Below are 18291 nucleotides of genomic sequence, written 5' to 3'. Positions count from 1 at the left end.
TAGCCCTTTCGGGACGGCCTTTGTAGCGTGGAAGCATGGCACACGATCACGCACCCGCAACCACGTCCAAAAAACGACTCCTGATTGTCATCGGCATCGTTTCGACGGTGTTTGTGGCCGAGGTCATCGGTGGCCTGCTCACCGGCTCGCTGGCTCTGCTGGCCGACGCCGGGCACATGCTCAGCGACCTGATCGGCCTGATCGTGGCCCTCACCGCGATGACCCTCGCGGCCCGCCCCGCCTCCGCCCGTGCGACCTACGGATATCGCCGGACGGAGGTGTTTGGCGCGCTGATCAACGGTCTGATTCTCTGCGGTGTCTCGATCAGCATCGCCCTCGAGGCGATTCAGCGGCTGACCAACCCCACCGAGGCGGAGATTCTGCCGGTACCGATGCTCCTGGTGGCCATCGTGGGTCTCGCCGCCAATATCGTGTCGATGCTGATCCTGCGGGCCGGGGCGAAGTCCTCGATCAACCTGCGTGGTGCCTACCTTGAGGTCTTTGGTGACATGCTGGGATCGGTGGCGGTGATCGTGGCCGCGATCATCATCATGCTCACCGGCTGGGCCCCCGCCGATGCGATCGTGTCGCTGGCGATTGCCGCGTTCATCCTGCCGCGCGCCTACCTGCTGCTGCGCGATGTGTGGCGTGTGCTCAACGAGTCCACCCCCGTGGATACCTCGGTTGAGGACGTGCGTGCCCACATCGCCCGGGCCGAGGGGGTGCGCGAGGTCCACGATGTACACCTGTGGTCGATCACCTCGGGGGAGCACGTCTTCACCGCCCACGTGGTGGCCGAGGACGAGGTCTTCGAACGTGGGGAGGTGGGGGCGCTGCTGGACCGGCTCTCCGACTGCCTGCACGACCACTTCGACGTGGAGCACTCGACCTTCCAGATCGAACCACCCAAGCACGCCGAGCATGAGCGTGAGGTGCACGTCTAGGACGCACCCGATAGCCCGGTCTCAGACACCCCATTCGGTGTGTGAGGCCGGGCTTTTGTCTGCGTAACCGGCCACCGAACTGGGTATGAATTTTCGTGTGGGCGGGGACGGGACGAGGTGCCACACCCGATACACTGGCAGTGAGCAGTGAGTTTTCTCGATGTTCACCTACCCTCACGATTGCCCCGTATCTTTTTCGGCGAGTACCCCCTGCCTCGCCGCGCACGATGGGTATCCCGGTCGGACCCGAAAGCACCCCGAAATGCCCAAGCACGCCCGCACATCCGCGCCCCGTTATCCGCGGCGACGAGTCCTGTTTCGCACCCTGGGGATTCTGGGGTTCGCGACCCTGGCGGGGCTGATGATCGGGGTCCAGGCATCCGCACAGGAGGGCACGGCACCGGCACAGTCTTCCTCAGCGGGGCAGGCACCTGCGAGCACGTCCTCCGCGGAGCAGGGCCGTGCCGCAGACGGGACACACACCGGGCTGGCCACCCTGAGGCTCCCCGCGATGAACGTCGCGGCTCGGGATTCAACCGTGTTCACCGAATCAGCCGCCGCCACGTCCGCAGCCACGCCCGCCGCCGCGCTGGCCCCGGCCGACTGGGATCTGGGGGTCACCCTCAGCGCCGCCAAGGCACCCAACCCCACCGCGGCCCTGCGCCCGGGGGACCTGGTCACCTACACGGTGACCGTGACCAATCCCGGCACCAATGCGTGGACTCGTGCCACCCCGGCCCGGGTGAGTGTCGACATTACCGACCTGCTGGATGATGCGCGCATCAACTCCTCTGGGCTCTTTGGCCGCGCGGGAACCGCGCCGACCCTGACCTGGTCGGGAGAGCTGGCCGCGGGAAAATCCCAGGTACTCACGTTCACCGCCCAGGTTGATGACTTCCGCCGCGGGGACGACCTGGTGCGGGTAGCCACCTGCGTGAGCGGTGCCCCGACGGGCGCGGGAATCGATCCGATCGAGCGCTGCGCCGACAACACCGCGACCCTGATCCACTCCAAGGCCGACATCGAGGTGACCCAGAACTGGGCCAAGGTGAGCGGCAGCGCCGGCGGCGACCTGGTGCCCGGAGACGTGATTCAGTTCTTCGTGGCGGTGAAAAACACCGGCGACCTCAACCTGATCGGCCCGAATCCCTGGTCCCCGGATCGCCGAGCCAACGTGGCCCTGGATCTCTCCGGCGTGCTCGATGATGCCGCCTTCGGTGGAGCCCTCTCGGGGGTTTCCATCCTCTGTAGCACCAACACCTCCTGGAACCCGGCCTACTGCCCCTCGGTGGGGAACCCGAGCGCCGGCGGGATCATCAACGTCCCGATGACCCTTGCTCCCGGCGGAATCCAGTACCTCAGTGCCCGCGCGGTTGTGCGCAACGATTTCACCGGCGACCTCAAGCTGAACTCCCGGGTGGGCGTGAGCGTGGATACCGGCGATACCACCCGTCCCGACGGTCCGGTGCTGACCCGTTCCGCCACGGCCTCGGCCGACGTGACCCCGCTGTATCCCGAACTGACCATGACCCAGGTCATCACCAAGGTCGCCGGGTCGAGCGGATCGGGGATCCTCCCCGGCGACACCATTCAGATCGCCGTGCGTGCCACCAACACCGGCAAGACCGGATGGACGGCGCCCTCATCCACCACCACCGACAAACTGCTGAGCTACGGTCAGGACCTCTCCGGGTTCCTCGACGACGTCACCTACGGCGGGGCGATCCAGGGCACCTCGGGGAACTGTCAGCCGATCAATGCCTGGGACGGCAACTACTGCGCCAATGCCGGTCTGCCGAGTGCCGACGGCAAGCTGAGTTTGAAGTTCTCGCTGCCCGCGGGCGCGACCCAGGCGTTCAACATTCGTGGCGTGGTGCGCAACGATTTCGCCGGCGATCAGCGGATGCGCACGGCCGTGCAGATCTCTGGGGAGTCGGGAAATCCGAAGCTGGAAAACGGCGGACGGATTGTGCTCACCAAGGAGGACACGCTCGGGTTTGATCGGGTGTACCCCGAAGCCGAGATGACCCAGACGATGACCAAGGTTGCCGGATCCACCGGCACCGACCTGCTGCCCGGTGACGTGGTCCAGATTGCGGTCCGCGTGAAAAACCCCGCCAAAACCGGCTGGACCGATGCGTCCTCCTGGTCGGTGGATAAGCGCCTGACCTATGTGCAGGACCTCACCGGATTCCTCGACGATGTCACCTACGGCGGGGCGATCCAGGGCACCTCGGGGAACTGTCAACCGATCAATGCCTGGGACGGCAACTACTGTGCCAACGCGGGCCTCCCTGGCCCCGACGGCAAGCTGAGCATGACCTTTGCGCTGCCCGCGGGGACTACCCAGGCGTTCAACATTCGCGGGGTGGTGCGCAACGACTATCCGGGAGACCAGAAGATCTCGACCTCGGCCCTGCTTACCGGAAACCCGCGGGACACAAGCAGCGAGAACGACGGCCGGATCACCCGAACCGCGCAGAGCGAGCTGAGCTTCGCCCGCACCTTCCCCGAGCTGGAAATGACCCAGACCATGGCCAAGGTGACCGGGTCCGCGGGATCCGAGATCCTGCCCGGGGACACCGTGCAGATCGCGGTGCGGGTCAAGAACCCCTCGAAGACCGCGTGGACCGGACCCTCCAGCTGGTCCTCGGATAAGCGCCTCACCTATACCCAGGACCTCGGCGGGTTCCTCGATGATGTGTCCCTCGTGGGCGCCCTCCAGGGCGTCTCGGGTAACTGCCAACCGCCGGCCAGCTGGGACCCCAACTACTGCCCGGTGATGGGGGCCGTAGGGGCTGACGGAAAACTCACCTCGACCTTTTCCCTGGCGGCCGGAACCACCCAGGCGTTCAATATTCGGGGCGTGATCCGCAACGATTTCCCCGGCGATCAGATCCTGCGCACCACCGCGAGCGTCACCGGGAATCCCGGGGACGCGGCCCAGGCCGACGGCGGCGTGCTCACGCGCAGCGCGCAGGCCACGCTGGGCTTCGACCGGACCTATCCCGAGGCCGAGCTGACCCAGACGCTGACCAAGGTGAGCGGCTCCAGCGGAACCGACCTGCTGCCGGGAGACGTGGTGCAGGTCGCCGTCCGGGTAAAAAACCCCGGCAAGACCGGCTGGACCGGACCCTCGAGCTGGTCGGCGGATAAGCGACTCACCTATACGCAGGACCTCACCGGCTTCCTCGACGATGTGACCTACGGTGGCGCCCAGCAGGGCGTCTCGGGGAACTGCATGGCCCCCAACGCCTGGGACCCGAACTACTGCCCCGGTTTTGGCAGCGATACCAGCAGTGGCAAGGTGACCCAGACGTTCTCCCTGGCCGCGGGCGGCACCCAGGCCTTCAACATCCGCGGTGTGGTGCACAACGGCTTCACCGGGGACCAGCTGATCCGCACGGCCTCGGTGGTCACGGGGAACACCGGCGACACCACCCGGGCCGATGCCGGGGTCATTACCCGCACCGCGCAGAGCCAGCTGGCCTTCCAGCGCACCTATCCCGAGCTTACGGCGACCCAGAAGATTGTGAAGGTTTCCGGTTCCCCGGGCACCGAACTGCGCACCGGCGACAGCGTGCAGATCGCGCTGCGCATCAGCAACCCGGGCAAAACCGGGTGGACGGGGGCATCGTCTTGGTCGGTGGATAAGCGACTTCGGCTGAGCCAGGATCTCTCCGGGTTCCTCGATGATGTGAGCTGGTATGGCTCGCAGTCGGGGGTCGCCGGCCCCTGTCAGCCGGACAACGCCTGGCAGCCCGTCTACTGCACCTCCTACGGCGACCCCACCGACGCCGGCAAGATCGACGTGACCTTCCCCTTGGGGGCGGGCACCACCCAGGCGTTCACCATCCGCGGAACCATCAGGAACGATGTGCCGGGTGATCAGATCCTCACGGCCCTGAGTGTTATCACCGGGGAAACCGGTAACCGTGACCTGCCCGACGAGGGCCGTCTGGTGCGCGAGCTGCGCAGCGAGACCCCGTTCACCGCGGTGTTCCCCGAGATGAAGCTGGGCAAGCAGTGGGCCAAGGTCTCGGGCAGTCCGGGAACCGAGATCCGTCCGGGCGACGTGCTGCAGTACGGCGTGGCCATCACCAACCCGTCCATTTCGGCGTGGACGGCCCCGAGCAGCTGGGCGGCGGATCGCCGGATCACGGTAAGCCAGGATCTCTCCGGGGTCCTGGACGATGCGGTGTTCCTCGGCTCCCGGGTGGGTGCTTCGGCCGCGTGTGCGAGCCCCACCTCCTGGAGCTCGGACTGCGCCGTCGTGGATCCCAAGATCGAGGGAACCACGCTGGCCCACACGTTCCCGCTGCCGGCCGGGGCCACGATGTATGTGGCCTACCGGGTGCAGGTGAGCGACAGTTACACCGGCGACCTGCACCTCACCGCGCACTCCTGCGCGAGCGGTGACTCGGGCAATAAGGCGCTGCCCGACGGTCCGCGGATCACGCAGTGCGCCGACTGGGATCACACCATCAGCCGGGTGTATCCCGAGCTGAGTATCAAACAGGGCTTCACCAAGGTGCCGAACCCGACCCGTCCGCTGCGCGCGGGCGACGTGGGTGAGTACACGATCACGATCAAGAACCCCGGCCAGGGCGGCTGGAACGCCGCCTCCGGCTGGGCCGCCGGTAACCCGCTGACCCTGAGCGAGGACCTCGGCGACATCCTCGACGACGGCGCCCTGGTGGGTGCCCCGACCGGCGGGGCCACGGTGGTGGATAACCGCCTGAGCTGGAGCGGCCCGCTCGCGGCCGGCGGAACCAAGGTCATCACGTTCAGGGTGCAGATTATGCAGCAGCCCGCCGCCGGCGGTACCACACCCAAGATGCTGGATGGTGAGGCCTGTGTGAGCGGCGATAGCCGCAACCCCGGCGTGACCGACCCGATCCTCAGCGCCTGTGATCGGCTGAAGATTGGCGTGGGTGAAAACTGGCGGATGAACCTGAGCGTGACCGATCAGCACGGTGCCGAGCTCACCAGCGGCTCCCCGGTGCGCCCGGGGGATCGGCTGACCTATCGGGTCCGTGCCGAGGCTATCGGCGGATGGCCCGTGGAGGGTGTGCAGATTCAGGCGAATCCATCTCAGACCCTCGGCGTGGCCGAGCTTACGGGCGATCCCACCCTGACCGTGGGATCCGCCGCCCCCACCACCCTGAAGCTGGCCTCTGGTCGGGTGACCACCCCGCGCTTTGAACTGCCCGGGGATCAGCCCGCGGTTCTCGCCTACACGGTGACCGTGCCCGAGGATCTGCGCCGAGGTACCCTGCGAGACGAGGCGATCGGTACCGCCGAGATCCCCGGAATCGGCACCATCGCCCCGGCCACTTGCGGCCCGGCCACCCAGCCCTGCGCCGTGCAGCTGCAGCTCGCCCCGGCGGCCCCGCGGGTGGGTGGTGAACTGCTGCGCGACGGCGAGACCTTTACCGGTACCGCGCTGCGCGGGGAACGCCTGGACTACCGGCTGACCGTCGAGAACCCCGGGCCCGGTGCCTGGTCCGAGCGCGCCCCGCTCGCGGTGGATAATACCCTGGCCGGTGTCCTGGACGATGCGACCCCGGTGGGCGAGGTGGCGATCGCTCGCATCGGCGACGGCCCCGAGTTTGAGGTCCCGATGGTGGACGGCCACGTGCGCTGGAGCGGGGCCCTGGCCGCCGGGGAGAAACTGACCCTGACCTACCCGGTGACCGTCAATGCTCGTACCGGCAGCGGCGACCGCTCGCTGCTCAACCGAATCTGTGCCGGGGAGCCCGGCGAGAATGCCGCCCGGGTGTGCGCCGAGGTGACCACACCGATCCTGAGCGCCTGGACACTCTCTAAGGTGGCCCTGGATGCCGACGGTCACCCGCTGGCAGCCGGTGCCGTGGTGACCGGGGGCGACATTGTCCGGTACGAGATCACCGCACGCTGGCTCTCGGGCAACACCGCCGAGGACGTGGTGCTGCATGACAGCCTGGCCGGCGTGCTCGCCTCGGCCGAGCTGGTTGCGCCCCCGAGCCTGCGCGTGGGGGAGGCTGCACCGATCACGGTGACCCCGTCGGCCACGCGGCAACTTATCACGCCCGCATTCGATCTGGCCCGCGATCAGACCGCGGTGCTCAGCTATGCGGTCCGCGTCGCCGAGGGACAGCACGGCGGCACCCTGCGCAACGACGTGCGCGGCAGCGGCGTCAACACACCCGCTCGCTGCGCGGTGGGCGACACCGATGCCGGACTGAATGCCGCGTGCCGCACCGAACTGGTCATCGTGGATGACCGGGTGTCGCTCGCTGACCCGAGCATCACCCAGGCGATCTGCCTGCCCGAGGGCGGCATCTCGGTGCCCGACGTACGGCTGCCGGTATCCGACGGGGTGCGCTATGAGATGAGCGGCGAGCTGGTGGCCGGCGGCACGGTCACGATCACCGCAACCTCGCTGGATGGACGGACGCTTCGCCCCGCGGCCGGCTGGACGCTCTCAGCCGAGAAGACCTCGGCAACCAGGGTCATCACTCTGAGCCTGCCTGACTGTACTCCGACCACCCCGGACCCGGGGCCCGGAACGGACACCCCGGCCACGCCCGAGGACCCCTCCTGGCCCACCGCACCGGTGTGCACCGACGGGGAACCCGAGGCCCCGTGGATCAACGTGCCGGTGACACCCGGAATCTTCTATACGATCGCCGGCGAGGTGGCCTTCGGGCACACGGTGACGATCACCGCGCACGCGCGTGAGGGATTCGCCCTGGTGGTGCCGCCCGGATGGGAGCTCGCCGAGGACGGGAAAACCGCACACTTCTCGGTGAGCTTCCCCGAGGCCCCCGACTGCGGATCCGGCGGGCCCGAAACCCCCGGTACCGGCGGCGGAAACGACGGCGGTACCGGTCCCGGCGGCGGAACCACGCCCGCGCAGTGGTCGATCGGCAAGCACGCTGAAAACACTTCCGGTGCTCCGATCGGCGCGGGCACCAGCCTCGCCGTGGGCGACAGCATCACCTATGAGGTGCGCGCCTCCGCGCGAGCCGAGAACCAGGGTCCGGTGACCGGGATCGTGCTCACCGATGACCTGAGCCAGGTGCTCGGTGCCGCACGTCTCGACGGCGACATTACCCTGAAAATCGGTGATCGCGAGCCGATTCGGGTGGAACCACCCAAGCCCGGCACCTCCTGGCTTCGCACCCCGGCCTTCGACCTGGCACCGGGGGAGAGTGCCGTGCTGCGCTATCGCGTGGTGATCACCACCACCAGTGCCCAGATTCATGACGTCGGCCTGGTCAACCGAGTGTGGGGGACCGGATCGTCGGCACCCACGTCCTGCACCTCGCCCACCGACGAATCCGAGGGCTGCGCGACCACCACCCCGATCGATCCGCCTCACACCGGCGGCGGTGAGGGGAACCCCGGCGGCGGCGGTGACGGCGGCGTGGATCCCGAACACCCCGGGACCGGGACCGGCCCGGGCACCGGAGAACCTGGAACGGGCGAGGACACGGTGCCGGTGACCCCGCGCGATCCGGTGGTCACCGAGCCCGGCTGTGTGGCCGGTGTATACGTGCGGCCAACCCTGAGCGTACTGCTTACCCCGGGCGTCTGGTATGAGGTCACCGGGGAGTTTGCCCCGGGGAAGTCCGTGGTGATCACCGCCCATGCCGAGGCCGGGTTCCACGTGGTGCCGCGCGCGGGATGGGTCACCGCGACCGACCGGCTCACGGCAACCAAAACGGTGTCGTTCCCCGAGACCGACTGCCCGATCATCCCCGAGGATCCGCGAGAACCCACCATCCCCGGTACCCCGACGGCACCCACGGTCCCGACGCTGCCCGCTCACCCGGGCCTGCCGAGTGTGCCCCACGGTCCCGGTGACCCGGCCACGCCGAAGCCGATAATCGCCGAGACTCGGCTGAGCAGCACCGGTGGCGGAGACGCCTCGAGTACCCTCACACTGCTGGCGGGGGCGCTGCTCGCGGCCGGCCTGGTGCTCATGCGGCGCGGCCGGCGGGCCTAGTCTGGAGGTGCCTTCGGGCGCGGCTCGGTGGTGCGCTCAGACACGGCCAAAAACGGCGGCCGCCAGATCCCTGAGGATCCGGCGGCCGCCGTGTGTATGGGGGAGGAACTAGGCTGCGGGAGCCTCGTCCTCGGGTGCCTGAGCGGCCCGGGCGGCCTCCTCGGCGGCCAGACGCTTGCTCTTGCGGAAGGCCATGAAGTAGTGCACGGCCGCAGGGCCGACCGAGAGGGCCACGGCGGCCAGCAGGATCACGTCGATGTAGGAGCTCACGAAGTGAGCAACCGGCGGGATGTAGCCGATCAGGTAGCCGAAGTAGGTGAGGCCGGTGCCCCAGATCAGCGCACCGATCAGGTTATACAGGCTGTACTTGCGGTAGTTCATGTGCGAGGCACCGGCCGCAACCGGGGCGAAGGTACGCACCACGGGCACGAAGCGGGCGATGATGATCGCCAGCGCGCCCCACTTTTCGAAGAACTTATTGGTCCGGTTGACGTTCTCGATGCTGAACAGACCGGTCTCTTTACGCTCAAAGATCTTGGGCCCGGCGCGATGCCCAATCAGATATCCCACCTCACCGCCGATAAACGCGGCGATTCCAATCAGGATCGCGACCCACCAGATCGGCATGCCGAGACCATCGCTCGTGCCGTTGTTGCTGGTGAGGCCGGTGATGACCAGGAGGGTGTCTCCGGGGAGCATGAAGCCCACCAGCAGGCCGGTTTCGGCAAACACGATGAGGCACACGACCAGAACGGCCCAGGGGCCGGCCGCCTGCAGGATTTCGTTGGAGTCAAGCCAGGGAATGAGAGCGGTATGCATCGATGAAAGGCTCCGAATTGTTGGTGGCACACCCGCAGACGTACCGTGAAGGGACACCACGAGTCTACTGCCCGCGGACAGGCAGGACGGGCGTGACGTACAAGATCATTCCAGCGGATGACGGAAGGGCGGCCCAGACGCGACGAGCCTGGGAATGCCGTAACGATTTCCACCCCGTCCGGCGCACGCGCCGTGACGGTGAGTCGTCGCCCGGGGGATTAGAATACTGATTCGGAAGGGAGTTCCCGATCATGAAGCACAGGTTCGCAGTCGCGGCAACCATTCTGGCGGTGGCGCTGCTCAGTGGGTGCGCCCAGGGCCCGGCCCCGATCAACAACGGGGAGTTTTCGGCACGAGCACAGTCGCTCAAGAGCTACTCCACCCTCTCAACCGGACGCCTGATCGAGTTCGCCCAGGACTACTGCTCGCGCCTGGACAAGGAGCGCGATAACGCGTCGGGCCTGCGCAAGGTTGCCGAAGACTATAAGCAGAGCTCCCTCAGCGACGGGCGCACCGCCGAGGACGTCGATTCCTTCATGGATACCGCGACCGCCCGGTACTGCCCCGACCTGGGTGAGGCGCTGACCAAGTAGGTCCGCTGGGCTGAGAGCCCTCCTCCGAGCGAGCGATATTGCCGCCGTCAACATCAGCGCGGCGAGCGAAGCGCCGTGTGCATGTGCCTCGATAGCGTGATGTTCAGACGTTGAACACACGGAGGAAACATGATGAAGACCGCAGGAATTTGGGCAAAAACCGGCATCGCCCTGGGGGCCGCGACCCTCGTGGGTGTGGGCCTGAGCGGATGTGGCCTGGTTGATTCGATCAAGAACTCCACCGCCGATGCCTGGTCGGTGACCTACGCGGTGACGGTGTCCGGTGAGGGCACCCCGACCCTCCCCACGGTGACCTTTGGCGAGGCCAAATCTCGCGGAGAAGACACGGTCACCAAGAACCTCCCGAACCTTCCACTGGAGGTGGATGCGACCGCCCCCGAAAGCTCGCGCTGGGAAAAGACGGTCATGGTGACCGCCACCCAGCCCGCCTCGATCGTCGCAACCCCGGGTGAGGGCCAGCGGGCAACCTGCCAGATTCTGCTGGATGGGAAGCGGCAGATTGCGGCGGTGGCCGGGGAGCCGGGCAAGCCGGTGACCTGCGAGGCAACCACCCCGAAGTTCGACTAGGTCGTGTGAGGCCCGGCGGCCCCCGCACTCCGCCGGGCCCTCCGCCGAGAAAAGCGCCCCTCATCTGGGGGTAATTCTCTCCCCACGCGTGAATTTCGGTTGTTTATCCCGAATCACGACTCCTATGCTGAGACCAGACTGTGCGTCTTACCAATAGGACAGGGGATTTCGGTGGCACCGATCAGGGGACAAAAACGCTCGCGTATGCGGGGCGTGGCAATGGGACTAGGTGCGCTGCTTGCACTGGGATTTGTGTGGACACCCAGTTCCACCTTCGCGGCTGAGGCGCCCACCGCGGTCCTCGATGTGAAAAAGACCGCCTCCGCAGAGCAGGTGAAGCCCGGCGAGACGCTGACCTATACGATCGAGGTTGCCTGTTCGACCCTGACCGATGTGGGCTGCAATAACGCCGTCTTTGCCGACGCGATCCCGCCCGAGTTTGAGATCCAAAACGTGGTGGTGGCCAACGCGCCCTTCCAGACTCCGATCATCGACGGGCAGAACGTCAGCGTGGTCTTCAATGAGCAGCTGAGCGAGGGCGTGATCGGTCTGATCGACAACGCCAACGCCACGATCACGATCACCGTGAAGCTGCGCGAGGATGTGCCGTATGAGAAGAACGGCGTGAACATCCCCAACACCGCCCAGGTCACCGCGGATAACGCAACCAAGGTGACCTCGACCGCGAACGTCAAGCCCGTGCTGGAAAAGCACCTGGCCACCGAGGCCACCAAGTCCTTCAACCCGACCGCGGGTCAGGCAAAGCCCGGCACCGAAACCACGCTGACGCTCTCGGGGGCCAACAAGTCCAACGCCGGCGCGGACACCCTGACCCTGACCGACCCGGTCGATCCGAATGCCACCGGCAACCCGTTTGACTACCTGGCCATCACCGGCATCGACTCGGTGCAGTGGCCCGAGGGTGCCACCACCGCCACGGTGGAGTACTGGAACGGAACCGCCTGGGTGCAGGGCTCGGTAGCCACCAAGCCCGGTGCCCCGAATGCGCCGCCGGCCTCGGCCACCGGAATTCGGGTGACCTTCACCGGACCGAACGGAACCACGATCCCCGCGGGGGCCACCGGTGGACTGACCCTGAAGCTCGAACAGCGGGAGAACGTCGCCGACCTCGAGGAGAGCATCACCCTGAAGAACACCGTCGAGTCCGCCGTCACCAACGGAGGCGACCGCGCGACCGACACCGATGACGCCACCTATAAGGTTGTCACCGAGCCGCTGAGTGTGGCGGCCAAGAAGTCCTTTGACCCGGATGTGGTGCTGCCCGGCGGTGCCTCGACCGTGTCCCTCTCCGGCTCGAATGCCGGAGACACCCCGCTGTCCACGCTGACCATTCGCGAACCGGCTAGCGGCGACTTCGATTCCCGCCTGGATTTCACCGGATTCACCTCGTCGGTCGAGTTCCCCCAGGGCGCAGACACCGGCGACATCACCCTGGTGTATCTCGACCGAAATGGCGACGAGCAGAGCATCACGGTTCCGCTGACAAACGGCGGTGCCTATCCGGCCCTGCCGGTGGACTTCGGATCGCTGAAGCACTTCGAGATCACCTTTACCGATACCACTGGCGAGCCGATCATTGCCGGTGCCGAATCGAACCTGACCTTCGGGGTCACCGCAGCCGAGGGCCTGGCCAAGGACACCACCATCGATAACGTGGTGGGCGTGACCGGTACCGCCGGCGACCAGAAGGCCGATGCCACCGCGACCGATACCCTCACCCTGGATGAGCACCGGATCGAGCTAGAAACCCAGAAGAAGATTAGCCCCGGACAGATCTGGGGCACCGAGGGGGAGACGGCCACGATCCAGCTCCCGACCACCGTGGGTAAGGGGTCTACCGCCAACGCAACCCAGATCCTGGTGAATGATCCCGAGCTGAAGGCCGACGGAACCCCCAAGGACTCGGACTGGTGGGATCACTTCCGCCCGACCGCGATCACCAAGACCGATGTGCCCCCGGGTGTCATTTTGACCGTGCGCTACTTCGACACCGTCAGCAACACCTGGGTGGTTCTGGCCGAGAACGTCAAGGGTGCCACCTCGTTCTCGATGGCGATTCCCGAGGCGGTTCGCGACCAGATCGGCGGACTGCAGTTCGAGTTCACCAGCGATGAGCCAGGCTTTGCGCCCGGTGCCACGGTGCAGCCCAACATCACCACCGAGCTCAAGGAAAGCCTGGCCCCCAAGCCCGCCGGTAGCGACATCACCGTCGAAAACTGTTCGAGTGCCTCGGCCACCGCGCCGGGTGCCACCGCGGGGGCCGCGACGGTAAACCCCTGCCCCTCGATCGAGATTCTCGCACCGACCCCGGGGGAGTATGACTTCCTGACCAAGCGCTGGATCGCCCCGGCGGACCAGATCGTGGTTGCCCGTTCCGGGGATCACGCAACCTCGCGCCTGAGCTGGTCCACCGGTGGACACGGCGGCTATGAGCAGATGGTCATCGCCGATACCCGCGTGGGGAAGACCCCGAACGCCGGCCCGGCCGACCCGGTGGAGAAGACCACCTATCAGGCCTTCAACCTGGTGAAGATCAAGGCGATCACCCCGGCCATGGATCCGCTGCTGGCCTATGACCAGATCACCGCGGTGGAGCTGTGGAACGGGACCGCCTGGGCATCCGCCTCCGGCGCGGACGAACTGCCCTACACCGGGTCGCTGCCGGAGATCGCGCTGAATGCCACCGAGCAGGCCTCGACCCAGGGTGTGCGCCTGATCTTCGCCGAGAACACCGCCGCCCGTGAGGCCGCGACCGCCGTGGATGCGCCGGCCGTCGGCTCGGGGGTTGCCCGTTCGAACGGGAACACCCGCCAGATCGACCTGGAGTGGGAGCTGCGCGATACCAAGCGGGTTCCGGCCACTCCGGCCGTGCCCGTGCTGGGCAGCGAGCTGTACAACACCGCCGACACCGGCGACGTGAACAATATCGCCAGTGCCAGCGGCATCATCGGCGGTTCCGTGGCCGCGCACGATGAGGATTCGGACCTGATCTCGATCCTCGACCGCCCGCTCAACGTCTCCGTGAGCAAGGGCTGGAGCGGCGGACCGATCGGCATCCCGCCGGCCGGTACCCCGGCAAACGCGTATCCCAGTGGTCGAGTGACCATCACCGCGACCAACGCAACCGTGGCCAAGGTGGACACGCTGAAGATTGTCGATCCGGCACCCGGCAGCGCCACCAAGCCATTTGACACCTTCAACCTGGCCAAGATCGTGGGCATCACGGTGCCCGCGGGCGCCACCAACTCGCTGGTGCAGCTGACCCGCGCCGGGGGCGGCATTAGCGCCTACTCGATCGATCAGGCCAAGGCGCTGAGCGCCGCGAACCTGGCCGATGTGGTGGGCATCGAGGTGACCCACCATGGCCGGATCGTCTCGGCCGGCAAGTCCACCCTGACCATGGATCTGCGTCTACGCGCGACCCACCGCGAGGGCGGAGCGCCGGTCACCGTGGTTGATTCCCCCGTGCGCAACGATGCCAGTGCGAGTGTGCTGGATCCGGGCGGAGTGAACGGCGTGCACGAGGTCACCGCCACGGACGGCGCCCAGATGGCGCTGGCCAACCTCAACATCGGTATCACCACGACCAAGTCGTTCTCGCCGCAGGTGCAGTACGCGCAGATTCCACCCAGCGCACCCAACTATGCCGATGAGCCGTGGGATTCGATCACGATGACCCTCTCTGCCCGCCCGACCGGTTCGGCGCGGCCGGCCAAGATGGTGGTGACCGATGACACCACCACCTTCTGGAACGCCTACCGATTTGTGGACTTCGCGCCGGGCTTCAAGCTCACCGCGCCGATCCTGCGGGTGCAGGTGGATGCGCTGGTCGGTGGCACCTACGACACCTCCGGCGGTGGCAACCCGCTGAGCCTGAACGGCGCGACCTGGACGCTCGGCACCCCGGCGGCCACTCCGGCCCTGCCCGCGGGCGTCACCGCCGATCAGGTGCGCGGTCTGCGCTTCACCTTCACCCGCACCGACGGCTCGCAGTGGGAGAACCCGGCAAATCCGCGTCAGGAGATCCCGCTGACCGTACACCGCCGCGCCTACCTGGCCTCCACCCCGGATATGCCGGTGCCCACCGATGCGGACCCCTCGGCTCCCGGGGAGAAGTTCAAGCCTCGCGGCGGTGGAGGTGTGTTCACCAACACCGTGCAGGGTGAGGTGACCAGTTCGGTCAACGGCCCCGGTTCGCTTCCGCTGACCGCGACCCACGAGACCACAGCGCAGGCCTTCTACCAGGCCGGTGCCACCGAGATCAGTATCAAAAAGACCCCGGTGGGGGCGCAGCTTGCCGGGCAGACGATCCCGTTCACGCTGACGGTGTCCAACCCCGCCCCCGCGGGCAGCGGGGTCGAGCGGGCCATTCGGGATCCCAAGATCACCGACATCCTGCCCACCGATTTCAACACCAACGACCCCACCGGGAAGCCCTGGCTCATCTTCGATGATCAGAGCGATGATCCGCGCTATGAGTTCGGGTATCAGCCGTCGGGCACAACCCCGGCACCGCATCTGCCGATGCCCACCGATCCCGCACAGATCACGATCACCGAGGGCAAAAACGCCGACGGTGAACCCACCAACATCGCATTCGAGTTCCCCAAGGGGACGGTGCTGATGCCCGGGGACACCTATACGATCACACTCAACATGATGTTCCGCCCGGGTATCGCCGCGGGTCAGCACGTGACCAACACGGTCCTGGCCGAGGCCGCCCAGCCCTTCCAGTTCTGTAACGGTGAGGCGCATGAGGTCCTCGGATGTGCCGCCGACACCGACGTCTACCCGACCGAGGTCGGCGCACTGCGTGGACAGAAGTTTGTGAAGTCTAACGACACCGAGCTGGGGGTCACCGATGTGACCAACCCGGCCGCCGAGTGCACGCCGACCGTGGACGACTTCTACTCGGGCAACTGCGTCCCGATCACCAAGCCGCTGGGCATCGAGACCTGGCGCGAGCGCGTGCAGAACTCGGGCACCCTGGAGATGGATAAGGTGGTCACGATCGACCGTCTGCCCACCCCGGGCGATCAGGGTGCGCTTGTGCTGCTGCCGCGCGGTAGCCAGTGGGAGCCGACCTGGACGGGACCGATCACTCCGGTGACCGCAGATGGTTACCGCACCCCCGAGGGCGTGGAGTACTACTATTCCTCGGCTCAGGATCCCTGCGTGGCGGACCTCTCGCCGTCCCAGACCGCGTGTCCGGATGGTGCCTGGCTGCCGCTGACTCCGGATGTGGCCGCGGCCGATGTGAAGCACATCAAGACCGTGTTCCTCTTTGGGGAGAACCACTTCCGTCCCGGCGATATCCTGGGCTACACCTTCCAGACTCGCACACCGGCGGTCTCGCCGGTGGCGACCTCGGACACCGTGGCCTGGAACACCATCGCGATCGGTGCCGAGACCGTTACCGCCTCGGGGACTCGGATCGGTTCGGTGCTGCCGACCGAGGGACGCCGGGTGGGTGTCGCGCTCGCCACGGGTCCGCTCGCGGTGCAGAAAACCGTAACCGGGGATGCCGCGGCCCATGCCCCGGCGACCTTCGAGCTCCAGGTGGTCTGCACCGTGGGCAAGGGGACCGCGCTGGAGACGGTGCTGCCCCCGGTCACGGTGACCGTCGAGGGTGGCAAACCGGTGACCCTGGAGGAGCAGTTCCCCTACGGCGCCGAGTGTGTGCTGGTGGATGCTCCGGGAGTCAACGGGGAATCCTCCTCGACCTCGGGACCGGCGGTCACGATTGGACGCACCGCGAGTCTGCTGCCGCTGGCCACGCTGACCAACATCTACAGCCTGACCTCGCTTGAGGTAACTAAGACGGTGACCGGTGCGCTGGATCAGGATGGTCAGCCGCTGGACTACGGATCCTTCCCGTTTGAGGTGTCCTGCACCTTCCTCGGCAAGCCCGTGGTGGCCACCGGATTCGAGTTCTCTCCGATGGCTTTCAGCCTGGAACACGACCAGCGTCGAATCCTTGCCGGACTGCCCGTGGGCAGCGAATGCGTGATTACCGAGACCGATCCTCACGGCGCCGAGGTAACTCACACCAGCCCGGGCGTGGATGGCCCGGTCACCGGTGAGGGGCCCTCGGTCACGGTCACGCTGACCTCGGATGAGGCACCGGCCAGCGCCGCGATCGTCCGCTTTGTCAACGGCTTCCCGCTGGGTGCCATCGACCTGTTCAAGCGGGTCGAGGGCGACGGTGCAGGCGCCGTGGATGACGGCACCGACTTCGTGTTTGAGCTCACCTGTCGAGTGGGCTCGGACGTGGTCTACGACGGCGCGCTGCACCTGACCAAGGCCGAGGCGATCGCCGGACGTCACATCATCGTGGACACCCTGCCCGCCGGTGCCCGCTGTGAGCTGGATGAAACCGACAGCGGTGGGGCCAGCACCACCGTGATCACCCCGGACACCAAGGCTGTTCCGGCAGCCGTGGGCACCCTGCGTGAGCCGCTGCAGTTCACCGCGGTCAACACGTTTGCCGCCGGGGACCTGCTGGTGACCAAGGAGATCACCGGACCGGGTGCCGAGCTGTGGGGCACCGGACCGTTCGAGGTCGCGCTGGCCTGCACCCTGGACGGGGCGGCGATCGCGATTCCCGACGGGGCCACCCGCGAGCTGAGCGCCGAGAACGGCTTCGAGACCGACTTTGCCGGTCTGCCCAGCGGCGCCGCGTGTGAGCTCACCGAGTCCGCGACCGGCGGTGCCACCACGAGTGAGATCGTGGATGCCGACGGTGCCGCGGTGACCGAGCCGGTGATCATCGGATCGGGCACCACCGTGGCGCTGCGCGTGATCAACACCTTCGAAGTGGGCGGGATCACCGTGACCAAGACGATTGAGGGTGACAACGCCGCGGCCGCTGCGAACGCCCAGTTCCAGGTGGCGCTGGCCTGCACCCTCGACCGGGACGGCGTCAGCACCGCGCTGACCATCCCCGAGGGCGCGACTCGCACGCTGTCCGCTGCGACCGGGCTCACTGCCGCCTACACGCAGCTGCCCACGGGTGCCGTGTGTGAGCTGCGCGAGACCGTGGCCGGCGGCGCCAATGCGAGCGCGATCACTCCGAACGCCGGCGATCCGGCCGTGGGTGTGGCGATCATCGGCTCGGGCACCAGCGTGGCCCTGAGCGTGGTCAATACGTTCACCAAGGATCCCGGCATTACCCCGCCGGGCCCCGGCACCCCGGGCGGCGAGCTGAGCGGCACCGGCGCCAACCCGCCGTGGGGCTGGCTGATGGCCGCGCTGGGTCTGCTGCTCGGCGGCACCCTGCTGGGCATCCGGCAGATCCGTCGTCGCGGAACCGGTGACCTCGCCTAGGTAATAC

The 18291-nt window shown here is 67.1% G+C and carries 6 protein-coding genes; 5 read left to right on the top strand and 1 reads right to left on the bottom strand.

Annotation, left to right across the window (positions count from 1 at the left end; genetic code table 11):
* Positions 1–35: 35 nt before the first annotated feature.
* Together D9V34_RS00385 and D9V34_RS00380 are read left to right on the top strand one after the other, a co-directional pair.
* Positions 36–944 carry a cation diffusion facilitator family transporter gene (locus tag D9V34_RS00385; protein ID WP_121686990.1) on the top strand — a complete coding sequence of 303 codons (909 nt, stop codon included), beginning with the start codon at positions 36–38 and terminating at the stop codon, positions 942–944.
* 262 nt (positions 945–1206) lie between these two features.
* Positions 1207–8937 (top strand): DUF7927 domain-containing protein, encoded by a 7731-nt coding sequence (locus D9V34_RS00380; RefSeq protein WP_183091782.1) that lies wholly within the window; start codon positions 1207–1209, stop codon positions 8935–8937.
* Positions 8938–9045: 108 nt separating this feature from the next.
* On the opposite strand, the gene D9V34_RS00375 is transcribed toward D9V34_RS00380, so the two are convergent.
* Positions 9046–9756, bottom strand: coding sequence for a DedA family protein (locus D9V34_RS00375; protein WP_121686988.1), 711 nt, complete (start codon positions 9754–9756; stop codon positions 9046–9048).
* Between the two features lie 251 nt (positions 9757–10007).
* Between D9V34_RS00375 and D9V34_RS00370 the strand changes: the two genes are divergently transcribed.
* The 3 genes from D9V34_RS00370 (at position 10008) to D9V34_RS00360 (ending at position 18284) form a co-directional block, all read left to right on the top strand.
* Positions 10008–10349 carry a DUF732 domain-containing protein gene (locus D9V34_RS00370; protein ID WP_121686987.1) on the top strand — a complete coding sequence of 114 codons (342 nt, stop codon included), beginning with the start codon at positions 10008–10010 and terminating at the stop codon, positions 10347–10349.
* 129 nt (positions 10350–10478) lie between these two features.
* Complete coding sequence (locus D9V34_RS00365) at positions 10479–10937, top strand: hypothetical protein (RefSeq protein WP_147441565.1); 459 nt, start codon at positions 10479–10481, stop codon at positions 10935–10937.
* Positions 10938–11156: 219 nt separating this feature from the next.
* Positions 11157–18284: a DUF5979 domain-containing protein gene (locus D9V34_RS00360; protein WP_245991820.1), complete on the top strand. Its 7128-nt coding sequence runs from the start codon at positions 11157–11159 to the stop codon at positions 18282–18284.
* Positions 18285–18291: the final 7 nt, after the last annotated feature.

Source organism: Mycetocola lacteus (assembly GCF_003667575.1).
Classification (GTDB): domain Bacteria; phylum Actinomycetota; class Actinomycetes; order Actinomycetales; family Microbacteriaceae; genus Mycetocola; species Mycetocola lacteus.
Note: the sequence above shows the minus strand (reverse complement) of the source record. Positions and strands in the feature narration are given on the sequence as shown.

What these genes read in the sequence shown, in the direction of transcription:
- D9V34_RS00380 (WP_183091782.1), top strand. Translation starts at nt 1,207, where the DNA reads ATGCCCAAGCACGCCCGCACATCCGCGCCCCGTTATCCGCGGCGACGA.
- D9V34_RS00370 (WP_121686987.1), top strand. Translation starts at nt 10,008, where the DNA reads ATGAAGCACAGGTTCGCAGTCGCGGCAACCATTCTGGCGGTGGCGCTG.
- D9V34_RS00365 (WP_147441565.1), top strand. Translation starts at nt 10,479, where the DNA reads ATGATGAAGACCGCAGGAATTTGGGCAAAAACCGGCATCGCCCTGGGG.
- D9V34_RS00385 (WP_121686990.1), top strand. Translation starts at nt 36, where the DNA reads ATGGCACACGATCACGCACCCGCAACCACGTCCAAAAAACGACTCCTG.
- D9V34_RS00375 (WP_121686988.1), bottom strand. Translation starts at nt 9,756, where the DNA reads ATGCATACCGCTCTCATTCCCTGGCTTGACTCCAACGAAATCCTGCAG.
- D9V34_RS00360 (WP_245991820.1), top strand. Translation starts at nt 11,157, where the DNA reads ATGGGACTAGGTGCGCTGCTTGCACTGGGATTTGTGTGGACACCCAGT.